The organism is Streptomyces viridosporus T7A, from assembly GCF_008704515.1.
Lineage (GTDB): Bacteria > Actinomycetota > Actinomycetes > Streptomycetales > Streptomycetaceae > Streptomyces > Streptomyces viridosporus.
Window position 1 is genome coordinate 7,151,238 of the sequence record NZ_CP023700.1, and the last position, 19,789, is coordinate 7,171,026.

The 19,789-nt window shown below is 73.6% G+C and carries 14 protein-coding genes; 4 read left to right on the top strand and 10 right to left on the bottom strand.

Features of this window, described 5'->3' with window-relative positions; genetic code table 11:
• Positions 1–7 precede the first annotated feature (7 nt).
• Positions 8–2,581, bottom strand: coding sequence for a CHAT domain-containing protein (locus CP969_RS32645; protein ID WP_171817448.1), 2,574 nt, complete (start codon positions 2,579–2,581; stop codon positions 8–10).
• Positions 2,582–2,746: 165 nt separating this feature from the next.
• Here CP969_RS32645 and CP969_RS32650 point away from each other — a divergent pair, with 165 nt between their 5' ends.
• From CP969_RS32650 to CP969_RS32660, 3 genes are read left to right on the top strand one after another with little or no spacing between them, the layout of a single operon-like run.
• Positions 2,747–4,177, top strand: a complete 1,431-nt coding sequence (locus CP969_RS32650) for a S8/S53 family peptidase (RefSeq protein WP_016823609.1) — start codon at positions 2,747–2,749, stop codon at positions 4,175–4,177.
• 59 nt (positions 4,178–4,236) lie between these two features.
• Positions 4,237–4,812: an RNA polymerase sigma factor gene (locus tag CP969_RS32655; protein ID WP_004980085.1), complete on the top strand. Its 576-nt coding sequence runs from the start codon at positions 4,237–4,239 to the stop codon at positions 4,810–4,812.
• Positions 4,809–5,345, top strand: a complete 537-nt coding sequence (locus tag CP969_RS32660) for a hypothetical protein (RefSeq protein ID WP_026084693.1) — start codon at positions 4,809–4,811, stop codon at positions 5,343–5,345. Before CP969_RS32655 ends, CP969_RS32660 begins: the two co-directional genes overlap by 4 nt.
• A 67-nt stretch (positions 5,346–5,412) precedes the next feature.
• Here CP969_RS32660 and CP969_RS32665 read toward each other — a convergent pair whose 3' ends face one another.
• The 5 genes from CP969_RS32665 to CP969_RS32685 all read right to left on the bottom strand — a co-directional run bounded on the left by CP969_RS32665 (position 5,413) and on the right by CP969_RS32685 (position 12,852).
• Positions 5,413–6,210, bottom strand: a complete 798-nt coding sequence (locus tag CP969_RS32665) for an N-formylglutamate amidohydrolase (RefSeq protein WP_016823607.1) — start codon at positions 6,208–6,210, stop codon at positions 5,413–5,415.
• A 96-nt stretch (positions 6,211–6,306) separates the two neighbouring features.
• Entirely contained in the window at positions 6,307–7,458 is a 1,152-nt protein-coding gene (gene metX / locus CP969_RS32670) for a homoserine O-acetyltransferase MetX (RefSeq protein ID WP_078495335.1), read from the bottom strand.
• Positions 7,455–8,813 (bottom strand): bifunctional o-acetylhomoserine/o-acetylserine sulfhydrylase, encoded by a 1,359-nt coding sequence (locus tag CP969_RS32675; protein ID WP_016823605.1) that lies wholly within the window; start codon positions 8,811–8,813, stop codon positions 7,455–7,457. The genes metX and CP969_RS32675 overlap by 4 nt, the downstream gene beginning before the upstream one ends.
• 381 nt (positions 8,814–9,194) lie before the next feature.
• Entirely contained in the window at positions 9,195–11,414 is a 2,220-nt protein-coding gene (locus CP969_RS32680; protein ID WP_016823604.1) for an NADP-dependent isocitrate dehydrogenase, read from the bottom strand.
• A gap of 340 nt (positions 11,415–11,754) precedes the next feature.
• Positions 11,755–12,852, bottom strand: coding sequence for a mechanosensitive ion channel family protein (locus tag CP969_RS32685; RefSeq protein ID WP_004980063.1), 1,098 nt, complete (start codon positions 12,850–12,852; stop codon positions 11,755–11,757).
• 405 nt (positions 12,853–13,257) lie between these two features.
• On the opposite strand from CP969_RS32685, the gene CP969_RS32690 reads away from it, so the two are divergent.
• A complete protein-coding gene (locus tag CP969_RS32690; RefSeq protein ID WP_078495301.1) occupies positions 13,258–15,192 on the top strand; it encodes an ABC transporter ATP-binding protein in 1,935 nt (644 codons plus the stop codon).
• A gap of 128 nt (positions 15,193–15,320) precedes the next feature.
• On the opposite strand, the gene secD is transcribed toward CP969_RS32690, so the two are convergent.
• The 4 genes from secD to CP969_RS32710 form a co-directional block, all read right to left on the bottom strand.
• A complete protein-coding gene (gene secD / locus CP969_RS32695) occupies positions 15,321–17,639 on the bottom strand; it encodes a protein translocase subunit SecD (protein WP_016823602.1) in 2,319 nt (772 codons plus the stop codon).
• Between the two features lie 67 nt (positions 17,640–17,706).
• Positions 17,707–18,063: a hypothetical protein gene (locus CP969_RS32700; RefSeq protein WP_223887137.1), complete on the bottom strand. Its 357-nt coding sequence runs from the start codon at positions 18,061–18,063 to the stop codon at positions 17,707–17,709.
• A 47-nt stretch (positions 18,064–18,110) separates the two neighbouring features.
• On the bottom strand, positions 18,111–18,779 hold the full coding sequence (locus CP969_RS32705; protein WP_004980055.1) for a response regulator: 669 nt from the start codon (positions 18,777–18,779) through the stop codon (positions 18,111–18,113).
• Positions 18,776–19,729 carry a HAMP domain-containing sensor histidine kinase gene (locus CP969_RS32710; protein WP_026084690.1) on the bottom strand — a complete coding sequence of 318 codons (954 nt, stop codon included), beginning with the start codon at positions 19,727–19,729 and terminating at the stop codon, positions 18,776–18,778. Before CP969_RS32710 ends, CP969_RS32705 begins: the two co-directional genes overlap by 4 nt.
• Positions 19,730–19,789: the final 60 nt, after the last annotated feature.

Genomic DNA, 19,789 nt, shown 5'->3' on the forward strand with positions numbered 1-19,789 from the left:
CACCCGCTCAGGCCGCCCCGAACGCGGAGAACGCCCACCCGGTGGCCTGGTGCAGCGCGTCACCGGGCAGTGCGGCCCGGGCGTCGCGCAGCGCCCGGGCGAGCGACAGCCCGGCACCGACCCCCTGGTGCAGCGCGAGCATCAGCGGTACCACGGCGGCGTCGTTGACGGGCGCGCTGCACGCCACCACCCCCGCCGTGCCCAGCGGCAGCAACGCCGTCACCAGGCCGAGGAGTTCGTCGGCGCCGACGGTGGCGAACCGGGCGGTGTCGCAGCAGGACAGGATGATCCGGTACGGACTGCGGTCCAGGCGTTCGAAGTCGTGGACGATGAGCGGCCCGTCGGCCATCCGCAGCGAGGAGAACAGCGGGCCGTCCGCGCGGAAGGTCCCGTGCGCGGCGATGTGCGCCAGCGCGGCCCCGTCCAGCTCCGCCAGCACCCGCGGCACCGTCGCGTCCTCGTGCTCCAGGACCGTCGCGCCGCCGTAGCGGCCGGCCAGCTCGGACACCTCCGCGCCGCCGGTCGCCAGACCCGGCCCGCGCACCAGCACCTGGCGGCCCCCGGGCGGCGGCGCGGTCTCCTTCGCGCGCAGCCAGCTGCTCGCCGACGGCGACACGCTCAGCACCCGCTCCCGCAGCGAGGGCAGCAGCGCCCACGGCACCCGGTGCAGCCGTCCCGGCGGCACGATCACCACCGGACCCGTGCCCAGGTGCGCCGCCGCCGGGCCCAGCAGCAGCTCCTCCAGCCGGCGGCCCGCGGCCTCCACCACCGGCAGCCGCGCCTCCGCCCCCGGGTGCGCCAGCCTGCGCAGCCCGGCCTGCACGTGCTCGGCCTCGGTCTCCGCCGCGGCCAGCAGCCCCGCCTCGAACCGCCGCACCCGCCCCTGCCCGCACAGCAGCACGTGCACCCGCCCGTCGAGCACGGCCAGCTCCACCAGCTGTCCGCCGTCCCCCTCGTCCAGCCGCCCGAGCAGCCGGCCGACGTCGAAGCGGTCCCCGCCACCGGGGGCCGCACCGCGCATGTGCAGCGTCCGGGAGCGGATCTCCCGCTCCAGGCGCCGCTGTTCCCGCTCCAGCGCCGGTACGGGCTTGCCCTCCTGGCGGGCCTCCTCCGCGCGGGCGGCGATCTCCCGGTAGGCGGTCATGCCGCTGAGCAGCGCGGGGTCGGCGGGCGGCCGGGTGGGCGGCGCGGACAGCGCGGTGGCCCGCCAGCGCTCGCTCCACACCAGCAGCCGCCGCGGCCCGCCCGAGACCAGGCTGGCCCGCTGGGCCAGGGCGGCCAGCTCCGCGCCCTGCGCGGTGGCGCGGGCCCGCAACTCCGAGGCGCCCAGCGTCATCCGGTGGTCGTCGAGCACGTCGAGGCCGCGCCGGCAGGCCTCCAGCACACCGCGCGCGGACCCGGCGGCCCGCGCGCGCAGCGCCTGCGCCGCCCAGCCCGTCATCCGCGCGAGCGGGGGCCCGCTGCGCCTGCTGCGCGCGGCGGCCGCCAGGTGCCGCTCCGCGTCCGCCGTCCAGCCGAGGTCCAGCGCGATCCGTCCCGCGAGCAGCGACGCCTCCGGCGCGGCCGGCGCGCCGAGCGCGACCAGCTTCTCGGCCACCGCCGCCGCGTCCGCGACCAGCCGCCCCGAACCCCGCCCGGCCGCGTGCCGCGCCTCGATCAGCACCAGCCGCGCGTGCGTCTCCCACCAGGCGCGCCGCTGCCCCGCGAACAGCTTCACCGCGAGCGCCGCGCGCGCGATCGCCGTCTGCGGGTCGTCCGCCAGCCGGGCGGCCCGCGCGGCGGCCAGCAGCAGTTCCGCCTTGCGGGTGGACTGCCCGCCGATCCCGTCGAGCGTCCTGATCGCCGCGTCCGCCTCGGCGAGCGCCTCCGCGGCCAGCCCGGCGGCCATCAGCACCTCGCACCGCCGGATGTTCAGCATGAACGTCGGCGTTCCCAGCTTGGCGTACCGTTCCTCCGCCTCGTCGAGCAGCTTCAGCGCCGCCGGGATGTCACCCGAGCGGAACGCGGCCAGCCCCCGGCTCTCCACCGCGTCCGCCTTGTCGTGCTCCTGGTCCGTGGTGTCCCACAGCGTCTCGGCCGCGGTGAAGTCGGCGTCCGCCCGCTCCACCGAGCCCAGCGCCAGGTGCACCGTGGCCCGCAGGGTCAGCGCGCGTGCCGTCCAGATCACGTCGTCCGCCTGCCGCAGCACGGGGACCGCCCGCCGTACGTCCTCCAGGGCGTCCTGGTGGTGGCCCAGCACCCACCACGCGTACGCCCGGCGGAACAGCACGCGCGCGCGGGTGTGGCCGGTGCCGCGCTCGACCCCCCGGCCCAGGGCGTCCATGCCCTGCCGGGTGCGCCCCGCGTGCACCAGTGCGACCCCGAGCGTGGCGAGGACGTCCGCCTCCCGCTCGGCCGAGTCCGCGCGCGCCGCCCAGTCCCGGGCCCGCCGCAGGTGGGACAGGGCGAGCCGCATGTCGCCGAAGTCCCGCTGCCAGATGCCGATCACCTGGTGGGCGACGGAGGCGTGCAGGGGCGGGGGACGGTCGCGCAGCACCCGCTCCGCCCTCGCCAGGGCCTCGCCGGGGGCGGCGAACACCATCGGCAGCAGCTCCGGCACCGATTCGCTTCCCGCTGTCACCTTACGGATGGTAGTGCTCCGCAACCGCGCCCCACAGACGTGACGTTGTATCAAACGCCCGTCTCAGGGCTCTGGTTCAGGACAGTCCGCGGCCCCGGCCGCCGTCGCCCCAGTGGAGGACACGCCATGGCACCACAGCGATTCCGCGAACAGTTCGAGCAGATCCAGCGTTCGATGCCCGACGTCCCCCTGGCGATGGGACCGGACGACGCGGGGGAGTTCCTCTACGAGAAGGGCGTCGTCCTCGCCCGCGACGGCGAGGAGGCCCGCGTCGTCGAGGACACCGTGCGGCAGCACTTCACCACGTTCGCCGGGCTCGCCCCGGACCACGTGCGCCGGACGAGCCCGGAGACCAACCGCTCCGGCATCACCCGCATCCGGGTCGCCGACCCGGGGCAGGGCGACGGCAGCGGCGACCCGGCGGTCGCGGGCGCGCTGCGCGCGCTCTCGGCGACCGAGGGCCGCGCGGGACGCCGGCTGGTCAGCCGCAACCACGTGGTGTCGATCGCGGTCAACGCCTGCCCCGGCGACGAGCCCGTGCCCGTGCCGGTCGGCGAGCGGCCCAACCCGGCCGCCGCCGAGGCCGCCCACGACCCGGACAGCGCGGTCGGCGTCCTCGTCATCGACACCGGTCTCATGCACGACCACCGCTCCTACCCGCTGCTCGCCCACACCCGGGGCGACGCCCAGGTCGAGGAGTGCGACGGCGAGGGCGTCCTGAAGCAGTACTGCGGACACGGCACGTTCATCGCCGGCCTCGTCGCCGCCGTCGCCCCCAACACCGACATCACCGTGCGCGGCACGCTCAACGACGCCGGCGCCGTCCTGGAGTCCGAGTTCGGCGAGAAGCTCTTCGAGGCCGTCGACCAGGACGGCTGGCCGGACGTCATCAGCCTCTCCGCCGGCACCTCCAACGGCCGCACCGACGGCCTCCTCGGCGTCGACGCGTTCATGCGGGAGCTGCGCGAGCAGCACACCCTGCTGGTCGCCGCCGCCGGCAACAACGGCAGCGCCACCCCGTTCTGGCCCGCCGCCTACGCGAGCCTGCCCGGCTACGAGAACGCCGTGCTGTCGGTCGGCGCGCTGCGCGCCGACGGCGAGTTCGGCGCCTGCTTCAGCAACCACGGCGCCTGGGTGTCGGCCTACGCCCCCGGCGAGCGCCTCGTCAGCGCCCTCACCGGTTTCGACACCCCCGTCCCGTACGTGTACCAGCACTCCACCTACGACGCCTGCCGCTACGGCTTCTCCTACGCCTGCACCTGCCGGTACCCGCGCCACACCGGCGTGCTGAGCGAGGAGGACGGGTCCGCCAAGCCGGACCAGGTGATGTTCGAAGGGCTCGCCCAGTGGAGCGGCACCTCGTTCGCCACTCCCGTCGCCGTCGGCATGGTCGCCGCCCACATGACCGCGCAGGCGCAGACCGACCCGCGCAAGGCCCGCCGGCAGCTCCTGGAGGCGAACACCGAGTTCGCCGAGGTGCGCGGGGCGCACGTCCCCGCACTCCTGCCGCCCACCTGGCGCCCGGTGGGGGCCTCGCTGCCCTCCGTACGGGCATGAGGACCGGAGCCGTTCTCTCCGCGGCGTACGATGACGTGCCGTACACGAGGGGTGGAACCGTGGAGCGTACCGATGTCGGCGCGTTGGTCCGGTCCGCCGCCGACGGAGACGCGGCGGCCTGGAAGGCGATCGTGGAAGGGCTGGGCCCACTGGTGTGGTCCGTGGTGCGCGCGCACCGGCTCTCCGACGCCGACGCGCACGAGGTCTACCAGACCGTGTGGTTCCGGTTCGCCCAGCACCTGGGGCGGATCCGTGAACCGGACAAGGCGGGCGCCTGGCTGTCCAGCACCGCGCGGAACGAATGCCTGAAGGTGCACCGCAACGCGCGCCGGCTGATGCTGACGGACGATCCGCACCTGCTGGACCGGGTCAGCGAGGACGGCGCGCCGGAGCAGTCGCTGCTGGAGGCGGAGGAGGCGGCCGCCCAGAGCGAACGCGTACGGCGGCTGTGGCAGGAGTTCGAGGAACTGGGTGAGCGGTGCCGGCAGTTGCTGCGCGTCCTGATCGCCTCACCGCCGCCCAGCTACCAGGAGGTGTCCGCCGCGCTCGGTATCGCGGTGGGCAGCATCGGGCCCCTGCGCCAGCGCTGTCTGCGCCGGCTGCGGGCCCGGCTCGAGGCACGGGGGGCGGCATGAACGACATGGACGACGCACACGGCACGGACGACGTGCACGGCATGAGCGGCGGGGCGGCGTTCGGCGAGGACCCCGCAGCGGCGGAGCCGGACGGCGAGGACCTCGACGCCGAACTGCTGGAGGAGGAACTCCGCCGGGCGGCCGCCGTGCTGGACCCGCTGCCGCCGGCACTGCTGCAGACCGCCGTGGACGCCTACGCGCTGCACGACCTCGACGCCCGCGTGGCCGAGCTGACCTTCGACTCGCTGGTCGACGCCCTCCCGGTCAGGGGAGCGACGGACGCGCCGCGCATGCTCACCTTCAGCGCGGGCGAGGTCACCGTCGACGTCGAGGTGACCGGGCAGGGGCTGATGGGGCAGTTGCTGCCGCCCCGGCCGGCCCGTATCGAGGTGCTCGGCGGACCGCAGCCGGGCGCCCCGCTCACGGCCGACGCCATGGGCCGCTTCACCGCCGACACCCCGCCCTCCGGTCCGTTCGCGCTCCGCCTGCGCACCGGCGGGGACGTGGTCGTGACGGAGTGGCTGCGCGCCTGACCCCCGGGGCGGGGGCGGCGTCGGCGCGCCCCCGCAGGCGTCGCGGGCCTCACGCCCCTCCGGGACGTCAGCGCGTCACCGCGTCCACCAGCGCTCCCAGCGCCGAGGCCAGCCGGGACAGTCCCGGCCCCGCCGGTCCGCCCGGCTCGCTCATGTAGGTGTCCCGGCGGATCTCCACCATCAGCGCGGTCACCTCGGCCCGCTTGCCGTAGAACTCCAGCGGCACGTACGTCCCGGCGAACGGGCTGTCCAGCCCCGTCTCCCCGCACGGCGCGAACGCCTCGCGGGCCGCGTCGAGCAGCCCGGACGGGGTGTGGAAGGGGTCGGTGCCCAGGCAGACCGCGGGCCGCGGCCCCGCGCCGTGCAGCTCGTAGGGCAGCGGCGCACGGGGGTAGGAGTGCACGTCGATGATCACGGCCCGCCCGGTCGCGGCGAGCCGCCCGGCGACCGCCTCCGTCATCGCCTCCGCGTACGGACGGAAGTACCGCTCGATCAGCGGCCCGGCGTCGTACCCGTCGGGCCGCAGCACCTCCTTGTGCGTGGTCCGGGTGTAGACCGCGCCCATCCCGACGGCGAGCATCTCCTCCCGCTCGTCCGGGAACCGCTCGGGATCGACCACCAGCCGGGACAGCCGGTTCACGAACCGCCACGGCGTGAGCCCGGCCGCGCGGGCCGCCGCCTCGGCCAGCTCGGCCGTGTGCGCGTCGGTGATGTGGTCCAGCTCCCGCTCCAGCCCGGTGTCGTCCAGCACGATCCCGGAGCGCACGGCGGCCGGTATCTCCCGCGAGGAGTGCGGCACGTGGAGGATCACGGGCGAGTCCGCGGCGCCGGGAAGGAACGCGAAGGACGGCGGGACATCGGTCATGCGGCTGCTCCAGGAAGGGTGTCGGTGGTGCACGGCACGATCAAGGTGCCACACGCCACTGACAACGCGTCCGCCCCGGCCCCGCGGCCCCCGCCCCTACGGCAGCAACTCCCGCACCAGCGCGCCGACCTGCTCGGTCTCGAGGAGGAAACCGTCGTGTCCGTACGGCGACTCCAGGATCCTGAGCCGGTCGGCGCCGGGGATGTGCGCGGCCAGCTCGGCCTGCTGGGCCGGCGGGTAGAGGCGGTCGGAGTCGACGCCGGCCACCAGCGTGCGCGCGGTCACCCGGCGCAGGGCGGCGCGGACACCGCCCCTGCCGCGCCCCACGTCATGGCCGTTCATCGCCTCCGTCAGCACCACGTAGCTCCCCGCGTCGAACCGGCGGACCAGCTTGGCCGCGTGGTGGTCGAGGTACGACTCGACCTGGTACCGGCCGCCCTTCCACGGGTCCTCCGCGCCCTGCGGCGCCCGGCCGAACCGGGCGGACAGCTCCGGCTCGCTGCGGTAGGTGACGTGCGCGATGCGGCGGGCGAGCCCCAGCCCGGCGTGCGGACCGCGACCGGTGTCGTGGTAGTCGCCGCCCCGCCAGTGCGGGTCGTTGCGGATGGCCTGCAACTGGAGACCGGCCCAGGCGATCTGCTCGGCGCTCGCCGCCGCCGCCGTGGCGAGCAGCAGCAGCCCCTCCACCCGTTCCGGGTGGGACACCGCCCACTCCACGGCCCGCATCCCGCCCATCGAGCCGCCGACCACCAGCGCCCACCGCTCGATGCCGAGGGCGTCGGCCAGCCGGGCCTCGGCGGCGACCTGGTCCCGCACGGTCAGGTACGGGAACGCGCCGCCCCAGCGGCGCCGCCCGCCGGGGCGCGGCGAGGCCGGCCCCGTACTGCCCTGGCAGCCGCCCAGCACGTTCGGGGCGACGACGAACCAGCGGTCGGTGTCCAGCGCCCGACCGGGCCCGATCAGGCCGTCCCACCAGCCCGGCGTGGGGTGACCGGGCCCGGCCGGTCCGGCCGCGTGGCTGTCGCCGGTGAGCGCGTGCAGCACCAGCACGGCGTTGGACCCGTCCGGCGCCGGCCGCCCCCACGTCTCGAACGCCAGCCTGACGCCGGGGAGTTCACCGCCCCCCTCCAGGGGCAGGGGCGAGCCGGCCGGCTGCCACCGGCGCCGGCCGGGCGGGTCCCCCTCCTGCCAGGCCCCGGTGGACGGCGGGAGGGGGACCTGGGTCCCGGAGGGGAGGACGGTGCTCAGGAGGCCTCCTTGGCCGCGCGGAACCCGGCCTCCAGGTCGGCCCTGAGGTCGGTGAGGTTCTCGATGCCGACCGACAGCCGCACCAGGCCCGGCGCGGTTCCGGTCGCCGCGAGCTGCTCCTCGGTCAGCTGGCTGTGGGTGGTGGACGCCGGGTGGATGATCAGACTGCGCACGTCGCCGATGTTGGCGAGGTGGCTGAACAGCTCCACCCCGTCCACGAACCGCTTGCCCGCCTCGACACCGCCCTTCAGCTCGAAGGAGAACACCGCGCCGGTACCGCGGGGGAGGTACTTCTGCGCCGCCTCGTACCAGCGGTTGGACGGCAGGCCCGGGTAGTGCACCGCCGCCACCTCGTCGCGCTGCTCCAGCCACTCGGCCAGCGCCTGCGCGTTGGCCGTCTGCCGCTCCATGCGCAGGCTCAGCGTCTCCACACCCTGCAGCAGCAGGAACACGGAGTGCGGGGCGATCGCCGGACCGAGGTCGCGCAGCAACTGGACCCGCAGCTTGATCGCGAACGCGCCGGGGCCGAGCGCCGGCCAGTACCGCAGACCGTGGTAGCTGGCGTCGGGCTCGGTGAAGTCCGGGAACCGCTCGGCGTGCGCGCCGAAGTCGAAGGTTCCGCCGTCCACGACCACGCCGCCGATCGTGGTGCCGTGCCCGCCGAGGAACTTGGTCGCCGAGTGCACCACGATGTCCGCGCCGTGCTCGATCGGACGCAGCAGATAGGGCGTGGGCACCGTGTTGTCCACGATCAGCGGCACACCCGCGCCGTGCGCCACGTCCGCGACCGCCCGCACGTCGAGCACGTTGTTCCGCGGGTTGCCCAGCGTCTCGGCGAAGAGGGCCTTGGTGTTGGGCCGGATGGCCGCACGCCAGGCCTCGGCGTCGTCGGGGTCGTCGACGAAGGACACCTCGATGCCGAACTTCGGCAGGGTGTGCCGGAACAGGTTGTACGTTCCGCCGTACAGCGAGGTCGCCGAGACGATGTGGTCGCCGCTGCGGGCCAGGGTCAGGAGGGCCAGCGTCTGAGCGGCCTGCCCCGAGGACAGGGCCACCGCCGCCACTCCGCCCTCCAGGGCGGCGACACGCTGCTCGAAGACGTCCTGGGTGGGGTTGTGGATGCGGGTGTAGATGTTCCCCGGCTCCGCCAGCGAGAAGACGTCGGCGGCGTGCTGGGTGTCCCGGAAGACGAACGAGGACGTCTGGTAGATCGGCGTGGCCCGTGCCCCGGTCGTGGGGTCGGGTTCGGCACCGGCGTGGACCTGCTTCGTCTCGAACGACCAGGCTGACGTCTCGGGGCCGGTGGACGTCTCGTCGGGCGTGTGACCGGCGGCGGATGCGGTGGACTGGCTCATGGTGCTCCTCGTACGAAGTGGCGACGCGCGGCCGTGCGGGCCCGCGGACGCCCCGGTGGGGCGGAGTCGCGCCGGACGGTTCCGGGCAGTGCGTCGGGGCGGGACGACGCGCCGACGCGGGTGCCGGCTCCCGGTGCGACACACCGGGGTGGTGACCCGTGCGGGGCCGGGGCGCCGGCTGGTCACCGCCTCGATGGTAGGCAGAGACGAACCGAAAATGAGATGAAGTCTCAGTAGGTGGGCAGTCTCTTCATACGGTGTTCACGAACGCGGCCGGCCACCGGCCGGATCGGGGCCGACGGCCCGTCACGCACACGACTCCGCCCCGGCCGGAGGACCCGGCCGGGGCGGAGTACGAGGGGCTCGCGAGGAGCGGCTGCGTCAGCTCAGGGACGCCAGCGCCTCGTTCCAGGTGGCGGACGGACGCATGACCTCGGCGGCCTTGGCCGGGTCGGGCTGGTAGTAGCCGCCGATGTCGGCAGGCCGGCCCTGGACGGCGATCAGCTCGTCGACGATCTTCTGCTCGTTCGCGGCGAGCGTCTCGGCGAGCGGGGCGAAGGCCTTCGCCAGGTCCGCGTCGTCGGTCTGCCGGGCCAGCTCCTGGGCCCAGTACAGGGACAGGTAGAAGTGGCTGCCGCGGTTGTCGATGCCGCCGACGCGACGGGTCGGGGACTTGTCCTCGTTGAGGAAGGTCGCCGTGGCGCGGTCGAGGGCGTCGGCGAGGACCTTGGCGCGGGCGTTGCCCGTGGTCTCGGCGTACTGCTCCAGGGACGGCACCAGCGCGAAGAACTCACCGAGCGAGTCCCAGCGCAGGTAGTTCTCCTTGACCAGCTGCTGCACGTGCTTCGGCGCCGAACCGCCCGCGCCCGTCTCGAACAGGCCGCCGCCCGCCATCAGCGGGACGACCGACAGCATCTTGGCGCTGGTGCCCAGCTCCAGGATCGGGAACAGGTCGGTCAGGTAGTCGCGCAGCACGTTGCCGGTGACGGAGATGGTGTTCTCGCCGCGGCGGATGCGCTCCACCGACAGCTTGGTCGCCTCGACGGGGGACAGGATGCGGATGTCCAGGCCCTCGGTGTCGTGCTCCGGCAGGTACTGCTTCACCTTGGCGATGAGGTTGGCGTCGTGGGCGCGGGTCTCGTCCAGCCAGAAGACGGCCGGGTCGCCGGTGGCGCGGGCGCGGGTGACGGCGAGCTTCACCCAGTCGCGGATCGGGGCGTCCTTGGTCTGGCAGGCGCGGAAGATGTCACCGGTGGAGACGGCCTGCTCCAGGACGACGTCGCCGGCCTGGTCGACCAGCCGGACGGTGCCGGTGGTGGGGATCTCGAAGGTCTTGTCGTGGCTGCCGTACTCCTCGGCCTTCTGCGCCATCAGACCGACGTTCGGGACCGAGCCCATGGTGGACGGGTCGTAGGCGCCGTTGGCGCGGCAGTCGTCGATCACGGCCTGGTAGACACCGGCGTAGCTGGAGTCCGGCAGGACGGCGAGGGTGTCGGCCTCCTGGCCGTCGGGGCCCCACATGTGGCCGGAGGTGCGGATCATGGCCGGCATGGAGGCGTCCACGATGACGTCCGAGGGGACGTGCAGGTTGGTGATGCCCTTGTCGGAGTCGACCATGGCCAGCTCCGGGCCCTCGGCCAGCTCGGCGTCGAAGGACGCCTTGATCTCGGCCCCCTCGGGCAGGTTCTCCAGGCCCTTGTAGATGCCGCCCAGACCGTCGTTCGGGGTGAGGCCGGCCGCGGCGAGCTTCTCGCCGTACTTCGCGAACGTCTTCGGGAAGAAGGCGCGCACCACGTGGCCGAAGACGATCGGGTCGGAGACCTTCATCATCGTGGCCTTCAGGTGCACGGAGAACAGCACGCCCTCCTGCTTGGCGCGGGCGACCTGCGCGGTCAGGAACTCGCGCAGCGCGGCGACCCGCATCACGGAGGCGTCGACGACCTCGCCCGCGAGGACGGGGACGGACTCGCGCAGCACGGTGGTGGTGCCGTCGTCACCGACCAGCTCGATGCGCAGCGCGCCGTCCTCGGCGATGACGACGGACTTCTCGGTGGAGCGGAAGTCGTTCTCGCCCATGGTCGCCACGTTGGTCTTGGACTCGGAGGTCCAGGCGCCCATGCGGTGCGGGTGGGACTTGGCGTAGTTCTTCACCGAGGCGGGGGCGCGGCGGTCGGAGTTGCCCTCGCGCAGCACCGGGTTCACGGCGCTGCCCTTGACCTTGTCGTAGCGGGCGCGGATCTCGCGCTCCTCGTCGCTCTTCGGGTCGTCCGGGTAGTCCGGCAGCGCGTAGCCCTGGGCCTGCAGCTCGGCGACGGCCGCCTTGAGCTGCGGGATCGACGCCGAGATGTTCGGCAGCTTGATGATGTTGGCCGCGGGGGTCTTGGCCAGCTCACCGAGCTCGGCGAGGGCGTCCGGGATGCGCTGCTCCTCGGTCAGGTACTCCGGGAACACGGCGATGATGCGCCCGGCCAGCGAGATGTCGCGCGTCTCCACGGCGACACCCGCCTGCGAGGCGTACGCCCGGACCACCGGCAGGAAGGAATACGTCGCCAGGGCCGGGGCCTCGTCAGTGTGCGTATAGATGATGGTCGAGTCAGTCACCGGGTGCTCCGCTCCACGTCTGCAACATTGCTCGACATCAAGATATCCCGTGACCGACCGCGACTCGACAGGGGTCCGCACCGACTTCCAGGCAAACCTCCGCCACACCCCGGCGGATGGCTTCGGGGGCGCGCCGACGGGGTGCCCGGACCCGGCGCATGGGGCCGGACGCACCGGGCCGAGGGGGGGCCGCCGGCCCGGTGCCGGCCGGGTGCGGGCGGGCCGCCCGGGAGCGCGGTCGTGCGGGCGCGGGGCGCCGCCGGCGCCCGGTCGGCCCGGCCGGACGACTCGTCCCGCCGGGCGGCTCGTCCCGCCGGGCGGCCGGAGGCGGACGCCCCGGTCAGATCGGCGTGGTCGTGGTCATGTCGATCGGCTCCGCCCCGGTGCCCCGCTGCTGCGGGATGACCACCGTGCCCTGCTGGAGCGCCACCGTCCGCGCGGGCGACGGGATCCGGATGCCCTCGTCGCGGTAGCGCCGGTGCAGGCGCTTGATGAACTCGTGCTTGATCCGGTACTGGTCGCTGAACTCGGCCACGCCCAGGATGACGGTGAAGCCGATGCGGGAGTCGCCGAAGGTGTGGAAGCGCACCGCCGGCTCGTGCTCCGGCACGGCACCGGTGATCTCGGTCATCACCTCGGTGACGACTTCCTTCGTCGCCCGCTCGACGTGCTCCAGATCGCTGTCGTACGACACCCCGACCTGCACCAGGATGGTCAGCTTCTGCTCGGGGCGCATGAAGTTGGTCATGTTCGTCTTCGCCAGCTGCGCGTTGGGGATGACCACCAGGTTGTTGGACAGCTCGCGGACGGTCGTCTGGCGCCAGTTGATGTCCTCGACATAGCCCTCCTCGCCGCTGCTCAGCCGGATGTAGTCACCCGGCTGCACGGTCTTGGAGGCGAGGATGTGGATGCCGGCGAAGAGGTTGGCGAGCGTGTCCTGCAGCGCGAGCGCGACCGCCAGACCGCCGACGCCGAGGGCCGTGAGCAGCGGGGCGATGGAGATGCCCAGCGTCTGCAGCCCCACCAGGAAACCGATCGCCAGGACCAGGATCCGGGTGATGTTCGTGAAGATGGTGGCCGACCCGGCGACGCCGGAACGGGACTGGGTGACCGAGCGCACCAGGCCGGCCACCACCCGCGCCGCCGATATGGTCGCGGCGAAGATGACCAGCACCGTCAGCGTCTGGTTGACGTTGTGCTGCACGGTCCGGGTCAGCGGCAGCGCCGCCGCCGCGGAGGCCACGCCACCCGCGATCGCCGCCCACGGCACGATCATGCGCAGCGCGTCCACGAGGACGTCGTCCCCGCGCCAGGTGGTGCGCTCGGCGTGCCGGCCGAGCCAGCGCAGCAGCATCCGCAGCAGGAACGCCGCCAGCAGACCGGCGGCGAGGGCGATACCGGCGTACACCAGATCGTCCAGGGTGAGTGAGCGGGTCACCGCTCACCTCCGGCGAACATCCTGGCCGGCGGCCGTGTGTGAAGTCGTGTCACGTGTCGTCACCTGTTCGAGTTCCGGTAAGGGGACTGTGCCGGGCCCGTTCTGACCTGCGGTCGGCACGATCGCACATCCTGCCGTATCCGCGCGGTCCGTCCGCACCGTCCCCGTCGGGATCCCGCCGCCACCGGAAGTCCTGCTCAACCGCCCGTCCGCCCGTCCGCCCGTCCGCCTGCCCGCCCGGCCGCTGGGGCCGCTCTCGCCGCACCGGTACGCCCGGCGTCACCGCACCCGGCAGCAGCGGCAGCCGCCCGCGGGCACCGCGCGAGCGCGGCCGAGGAGCGGACCGGCGGCGCGGGGCGGAGCCGTTCTTGACCTCAACCTCGCTGGAGGTCCTAGGTTCGTCCCATGAGCATGGAGACCACAGCGTGGACACAGCTGCACAGTGTCATGAACGCCCAGGACGAGCGCCGCCCCTTCGCACGGTCGACGCTCCGGCGCATCGGCGCCTTCGCGCGCCCGCACCGCCGCCGCATGGCCCTGTTCGTGCTGCTCGGCACGGCGACCGCGCTGCTGGCCGTCGCCACGCCCGTCCTCGCCGGGCACGTCGTGGACACGATCGTGTCGGGCGGCGACGAGGCCACGGTCGTCCGCCTGGCCCTGCTCATCGCGCTGATCGCGGTGGTCGAGGCGGCCCTCGGCATCCTCGGCCGCCGGCTGTCGGCGTCGCTCGGGGAGGACCTCATCCTCGACCTGCGGACGGCGGTGTTCGACCACGTGCAGCGCATGCCGGTCGTGTTCTTCACGCGCACCCGTACGGGAGCGCTCGTCTCCCGTCTCAACAACGACGTCATCGGTGCCCAGCGGGCCTTCAGCAACACCCTGTCCACCGTGGTCGGCAACCTGGTCACCCTGCTGCTGACCCTCGCCGTCATGCTCACGCTGTCCTGGCAGATCACCCTGCTCACTCTGGTCCTGCTGCCGGTGTTCGTGATTCCGGCCCGGCGCATGGGCCGCCGCATGGCCCGCATGCAGCGCGAGGCCGCCACCCTGAACGCGGCCATGGGCACCCGGATGACCGAGCGCTTCTCCGCGCCCGGCGCCACCCTGGTCAAGCTCTTCGGCCGCCCGGAGCAGGAGTCGGAGGAGTTCGCGGAGCGCGCCCGCCGGGTCCGCGACATCGGCGTACGGACCGCCACGGCCCAGACGGTGTTCATCACCGCCCTCACCCTGGTCTCCGCCCTCGCCCTGGCCCTGGTCTACGGGCTCGGCGGCTGGTTCGCCCTGCGCGGCGCCCTGGAACCGGGTGCGATCGTGTCACTGGCACTGCTGCTGACCCGCCTGTACGCGCCGCTGACCTCGCTGGCCGGGGCGCGGGTGGAGGTGATGAGCGCCCTGGTCAGTTTCGAGCGGGTCTTCGAGGTGCTGGACCTGAAGCCCCTCATCGAGGAGAGGCCCGGTGCGCGCGAGGTCCCCGAGGGCCCGGTGGCCGTCGAGTTCGACGACGTCCGCTTCGGCTACCCGTCCGCCGACAAGGTCTCCCTGGCCTCCCTGGAGGAGGTCGCCTCCCTCGACACCCGCGGTGGCGCCGAGGTCCTGCACGGGGTCTCCTTCCGCGCCGAACCCGGGCAGACCGTCGCCCTGGTCGGCTCCTCCGGCGCCGGCAAGTCGACCGTCGCGCACCTGCTGCCGCGCCTGTACGACGTCGACGCGGGCGCCGTGCGGGTGGGCGGCGTCGACGTCCGGGACCTGACCGCCGGATCGCTGCGCGACACCGTCGGGATGGTCACCCAGGACGGCCACCTCTTCCACGACACCGTCCGCGCCAACCTGCTGCTGGCCCGCCCGGACGCCGCGGAGTCCGACCTGTGGGACGCCCTGCGCCGGGCCCGCCTCGACGGACTCGTGCGGTCCCTGCCCGACGGCCTGGACACCGTGGTCGGCGAACGCGGCTACCGCCTCTCCGGCGGCGAACGGCAGCGGATGACCATCGCCCGGCTGCTGCTGGCCCGGCAGCGCGTCGTCGTCCTCGACGAGGCCACCGCGCACCTGGACAACACCTCCGAGGCGGCCGTGCAGGAGGCCCTCACGGAGGCGCTGGAGGGCAGGACGGCGCTGGTGATCGCCCACCGCCTGTCCACCGTCCGCGCCGCGGACCTCATCCTGGTGGTCGAGGCCGGCCGCATCGTGGAACGCGGCACCCACGAGGAGCTGCTGGCGGCCGGGGGCCGCTACGCCGAACTGCACCGCACCCAGTTCGCCCCCCGGCCGACGGGCCACGACCGGGAGCACGAGCGCGACCAGGCCCCCGGCGGGGACCGCGGCGCACCGGCGGCGGTGTAGCCCCCGACCGGGACCACCCGGCGTCACGCAGCCGGCCCGTCGCACGGCGCCGCCGCCCGCCCCGGGACCGGGACGGACGGCGGCGCTTCGTGCGGGCGGGGCGGCTCCCGCGGGGGAGCCGCCCGGTGTCACACCCCCTTGCCGGCGGCCTCGGCCCGGGACGAGCGCTCCCCGGCACCGGACTTGCCGCGCCCGGAACCGGCACGCTCCCGGTCCCGACCACGGCCGCCCTTGCCGCCGCGGGAGTACGCGTCGAGCTCGATGGCGAGCGGCGAGGCGGTCAGGACCGACGAGTACGTGCCCACCAGCATGCCGATCAGCAGGGCGAGCGCGAAGTCGGTGAGCGAGTCGCCGCCCAGCAGGGCCAGCGCGGCCAGGATGAAGATCACGCCGATACCGGTGTTGACCGTGCGGGGCACCGTCTGCAGGATCGCCAGGTTGGTGGACTGGGCCAGAGGTGCCTTGCGGTCCTTGGTCCACAGTTCCCGGACGCGGTCGAAGACCACCACGGAGTCGTTCACCGAGTAACCGATCACGGTGAGCAGGGCGGCCAGGAACACCCCGTCGATCGGCTTGCCCAGCCACGCGAAGATGCCGGTGAGGATCACCACGTCGTGCGCCAGGGTGGCGACCGCCGACGTACCGAACATCCAGCGGAACCGGAAGGCGAGGTACAGGAGCTGGGCGCCGAGGGCCAGGCCGAGCGCGATCAGCGCGTTGCGGCGCAGCTCGTCGCCGAGGCTCGGGCCGATCAGCTCGTCGCGGACCTTCTCCGCCCCGCCGCCGACCTGGTCGATGGCCTCGGCCACCTTGACCGCCTCGGCGTTGCTCAGCTCTTCGGTGCGCACCGTCAGCCCGTTGTCCCCGGAGGACTGCACGACGGCCTGCGGGAAGCCGGCGTCGGCCAGGGCCTCGCGGGCCCGGTCCGGGTCGACGGTCTTGGTGGTCGTGTACTCGATGAGCCGGCCGCCGGTGAACTCGACGCCGAAGTTCAGCCCGCGCACCGCGATGCCGGCGCCGGTGACGAGCAGCACGACGAGGGAGACCAGCAGCCACCGGCGCGGACGGCGCATCAGCTGCGGGTTGCGGCGGGTGAGGTACTCGCGCACCCGCCCGATCGAGGCCAGACCGGTGATCTGGGGACGGCGGTGCACCCAGCGGCGCTCCACCGCGAACTCGGCCAGCACCCGGGTGATCACCAGGGCGCTGATCACGGACGCGATGACACCGATGGCCAGGGTGACGCCGAAGCCCTTCACCGGACCGGAGGCGAGCAGGAACAGCAGCCCCGCCGCGATGAGCGTGGTGATGTTGGAGTCGGCGATCGCGCTGAAGGCGCCCTTGAAGCCGGCGGTCAGGGCCGAGCGGCCGCTGGGCCGGTTGCGTTTGCCGTACTCCTCGCGCGCTCGCTCGAAGACCAGCACGTTGGCGTCGACGGCCATGCCGATCGCCAGGACGAAACCGGCCAGACCCGGCAGGGTCAGCGTCGCGCCGAGCCCCGCCAGGGCGGCGTAGGAGATCACGCCGTAGCAGGCCAGGGCCACGGTGGCCAGGAAGCCCATGAGCCGGTAGACGACGATGATGAACAGCGCGGTGAGGGCGGTGCCGAGGGCGGCCGCGTAGGCGCTCGACTTGATGGCCTCGGCGCCCAGCGTCGGGCCCACGGTCCGCTGCTCCACCGTCTCGACCGGCACCGGCAGCGCGCCGCCCTCGACGAGCAGGGCCAGCTCACGGGCTTCGTCGCTGCTGAAGGAGCCGGTGATCTGGGTGGACCCGCCGGCGATGCCGACGCCGCAGGAGACGGACGGATCGACCTGCGGCGAGGAGATGATCTTGTTGTCCAGGACGATCGCGATCCGGCGCTTCGGGTCGCCGGCCGGGTTGCAGGCGGCCTCGCCGGTCAGCTTGGCCCAGCCCTTGTCGTCCTTGAAGTCCACGGTGACGTGCCAGCCGGCGCCGCTCTGCTGGTCGAACTGGGCGTCGGCGCCCTCGACGTCCTTACCGGTGAGGCTCGCGGCGCTCAGCCGGAGCCGCTCGCCGGCCTCGTCGGCCAGGATCCGTTCGTCCTTGGCCTCGGGCTCGGTGGACTCCGTGGCGGCGCCGAGCACCGCGTGGACGGAGAGCTGTGCGGTGCGGCCCAGGACGTCGGCGGCCTTGCGCGGGTCCTGGACGCCGGGCAGTTCGACGATGATCCGGTTCTCACCGGAGCGGACGATGGTGGGTTCGGCGACGCCGAGCGCGTCGACCCGGCCGCGCAGCACCTCCAGGGTGCGGTCGGTGGCCTCGCCGTCGGCCTTGGCCGTGGCGGTGGAGCGGGTCTCCAGAACGATCTGGGTGCCACCGCGCAGGTCCAGGCCCAGACGGACCGGGACGGTGACGGTGATGTACAGGGACACCGCCATCACGGCGAGCGCGAACAGCGCCCTGAAACGGGCGGGACGTTTCACGAATGCCTCCAGCAGGCATGCCGCGGCCGAGGGGACGCGCGGCGGAGAAGAGAAGGGAAAGGGGGCCTCAGGCGCTGGAGGACGCGGGCGGTGCCCGGCCGAGGTCCGACGGCACGTGCGCGGCGTCGGTCGGGACGTGGCCGGCCACCGGCGCGGGACGGGCCGGCCGGGGCGGGACCCGGGGGGCGTGCGGGGGAGCGAGGAGCGGCGGACCGGCCGACATCGTCCGTTCGCCGCCGTCGCGCTGCGGCCTGATGAGGACGGTGCCGGCGCCGACGTAGGCGTCGTCGAGGTACGGACGGGTGTCGGGCGGGTGCATCGAGGGAGCGGGGGCCGACACGGACACGAACGGGGCGATCCGGACTTCCTGGGTGAAACCGGGCACGAGGGTCAGCAGGAGGGCGGCCAGGGTGACGAAGGTCACACCGGCGAGAAGCGGAAGGCGGGCGACCGGTCCCGTCCGGTGGGCGGTCAAGGCTCGACGAGTCCGGCGCGGATGGCATAGCGGGTCAGGTCCAGGCGATCCCGCAGACCCAGCTTGTGCAGCAGGTTCTCCCGGTGGCGCTGCACCGTCTTGACACTGATGAAGAGCAGCTCGGCGATCTCCTTCGACGAGTGTCCCTCGGCGACCAGCTTCAGCACTTCCTCCTCGCGCGGGGTCAGCAATTGCTCGGGGGCTTCCTCACCGTCACGGACCCGGTCGAGATAGTTGCGGATCAGAGCGGTGACTGCGCCAGGGTAAAGGAACGGCTCGTCCCGCATCGCCGCGCGGCAGGCGGCGACCAGATCTCGGTCGGCGACGGACTTCAGCACGTAACCGCTCGCGCCGGCCTTGAGGGCCTGGAACAGGTACTGCTCATTGTCGTGCATCGTCAGCATCAGGATCCGCACGCCGGGGCGCACCGCGGCCAGCTCGCGCGCGGCCTGCAGGCCGGTGAACCGGGGCATGGCGATGTCCAGCACGGCCAGGTCGACCTCGTGGGTGCGGGCCATGGCGATCGCCTCCGCCCCGTCACCGGCCTCGGCGACCACCTCCAGGTCCGGCTCCCGGTCGAGGATGAGCCGGACCCCGCGACGCACCAGGGCATGGTCGTCGGCGAGCAGGATCCTGATCGTGGTCGGGTGGGCGTCGTGGCTCATGACTGCTTCCTGACGGCGGGCGCGGCCAGCCTGATCCTCGTACCGGTCGGTCTCACGGGGGCGATGTCCAGTGTGGCCCCGATGAGCAGGGCCCGTTCGCGCATGCCGCGGATCCCGGCGCCCTCGTGGGCGGCCCCGATGCCGCGGCCGTCGTCGCTCACCTCGAGGACGACGCCGTCGTCGGCGCCCCGCAGGCTCACCGTGACGTTCCGCGCCTCGGCGTGCCGGGCGGCGTTGGTCAGACTCTCTTGGGCGACACGGTAGATCACCAGCTCGGTCTCGTGGTCGAGCGGGGGCAGATTGGTGTCGAAGCGACGCGTCACGCGCAGCCCGGTGTGCGTGGCGAACTCGGTGGCGAGCGAGGTGACCGCGCTGACCAGACCGAGGTCGTCCAGGACGCCCGGCCGCAGCCGGCGCACCAGGCGGCGGACCTCGTCCAGGCTCGCCCGGGTGATCTCCTGGGCCTGCTGCAGTTCCCCGCGCAGCGGGTCGGACGCCTCGTCGGCGGCCTGCTTCAGGGCCAGCAGGATGGCGGTCATGCTCTGCCCGACCTCGTCGTGCAGCTCCTGGGCGATGCGGCGCCGCTCGGCCTCCTGCGCGAACAGGGCGCGGGCGCTGCTCGCGGCGCGCTCCCGCTCCAGCCGCTCCAGCATGGCGTTGAACGTCCTGACGAGTTCGGTGACCTCGCCGTGGCCGCGCACGGGAAGGCGCTGACCGGGACGCAGCAGGTCGACGGTGGTCATCAGCCGGGTCACCCGGTCCAACGGGGCGAGCCCGATGCGCAGCAGGGCCGCGTTGGCCACGAGCATCACGCCCAGGCCGCCCACGAGGATCACCGCCTCGGTCAGCAGCACCGGGACCGACACGGTCACCGGAGCCCACAGCAGCAGCGCGGTGGCCATGCCCAGCACCAGCGCGTTGAGGCCGAAGATCCGCCAGTAAAGGGACACGGAGGTCACGCCTTCCTCTTTCTCGTCAACCTCTACTGTCGGTCACCGTGCCGTCCAGTG

Excerpts from the sequence above, each read along its gene's own strand:
- CP969_RS32675 (WP_016823605.1), bottom strand. The coding sequence starts at position 8,813 with ATGAGCCAGTCCACCGCATCCGCCGCCGGTCACACGCCCGACGAGACG.
- CP969_RS32705 (WP_004980055.1), bottom strand. The coding sequence starts at position 18,779 with ATGAGCCACGACGCCCACCCGACCACGATCAGGATCCTGCTCGCCGAC.
- CP969_RS32690 (WP_078495301.1), top strand. The coding sequence starts at position 13,258 with ATGAGCATGGAGACCACAGCGTGGACACAGCTGCACAGTGTCATGAAC.
- CP969_RS32650 (WP_016823609.1), top strand. The coding sequence starts at position 2,747 with ATGGCACCACAGCGATTCCGCGAACAGTTCGAGCAGATCCAGCGTTCG.
- CP969_RS32665 (WP_016823607.1), bottom strand. The coding sequence starts at position 6,210 with ATGACCGATGTCCCGCCGTCCTTCGCGTTCCTTCCCGGCGCCGCGGAC.
- CP969_RS32660 (WP_026084693.1), top strand. The coding sequence starts at position 4,809 with ATGAACGACATGGACGACGCACACGGCACGGACGACGTGCACGGCATG.
- CP969_RS32645 (WP_171817448.1), bottom strand. The coding sequence starts at position 2,581 with ATGGTGTTCGCCGCCCCCGGCGAGGCCCTGGCGAGGGCGGAGCGGGTG.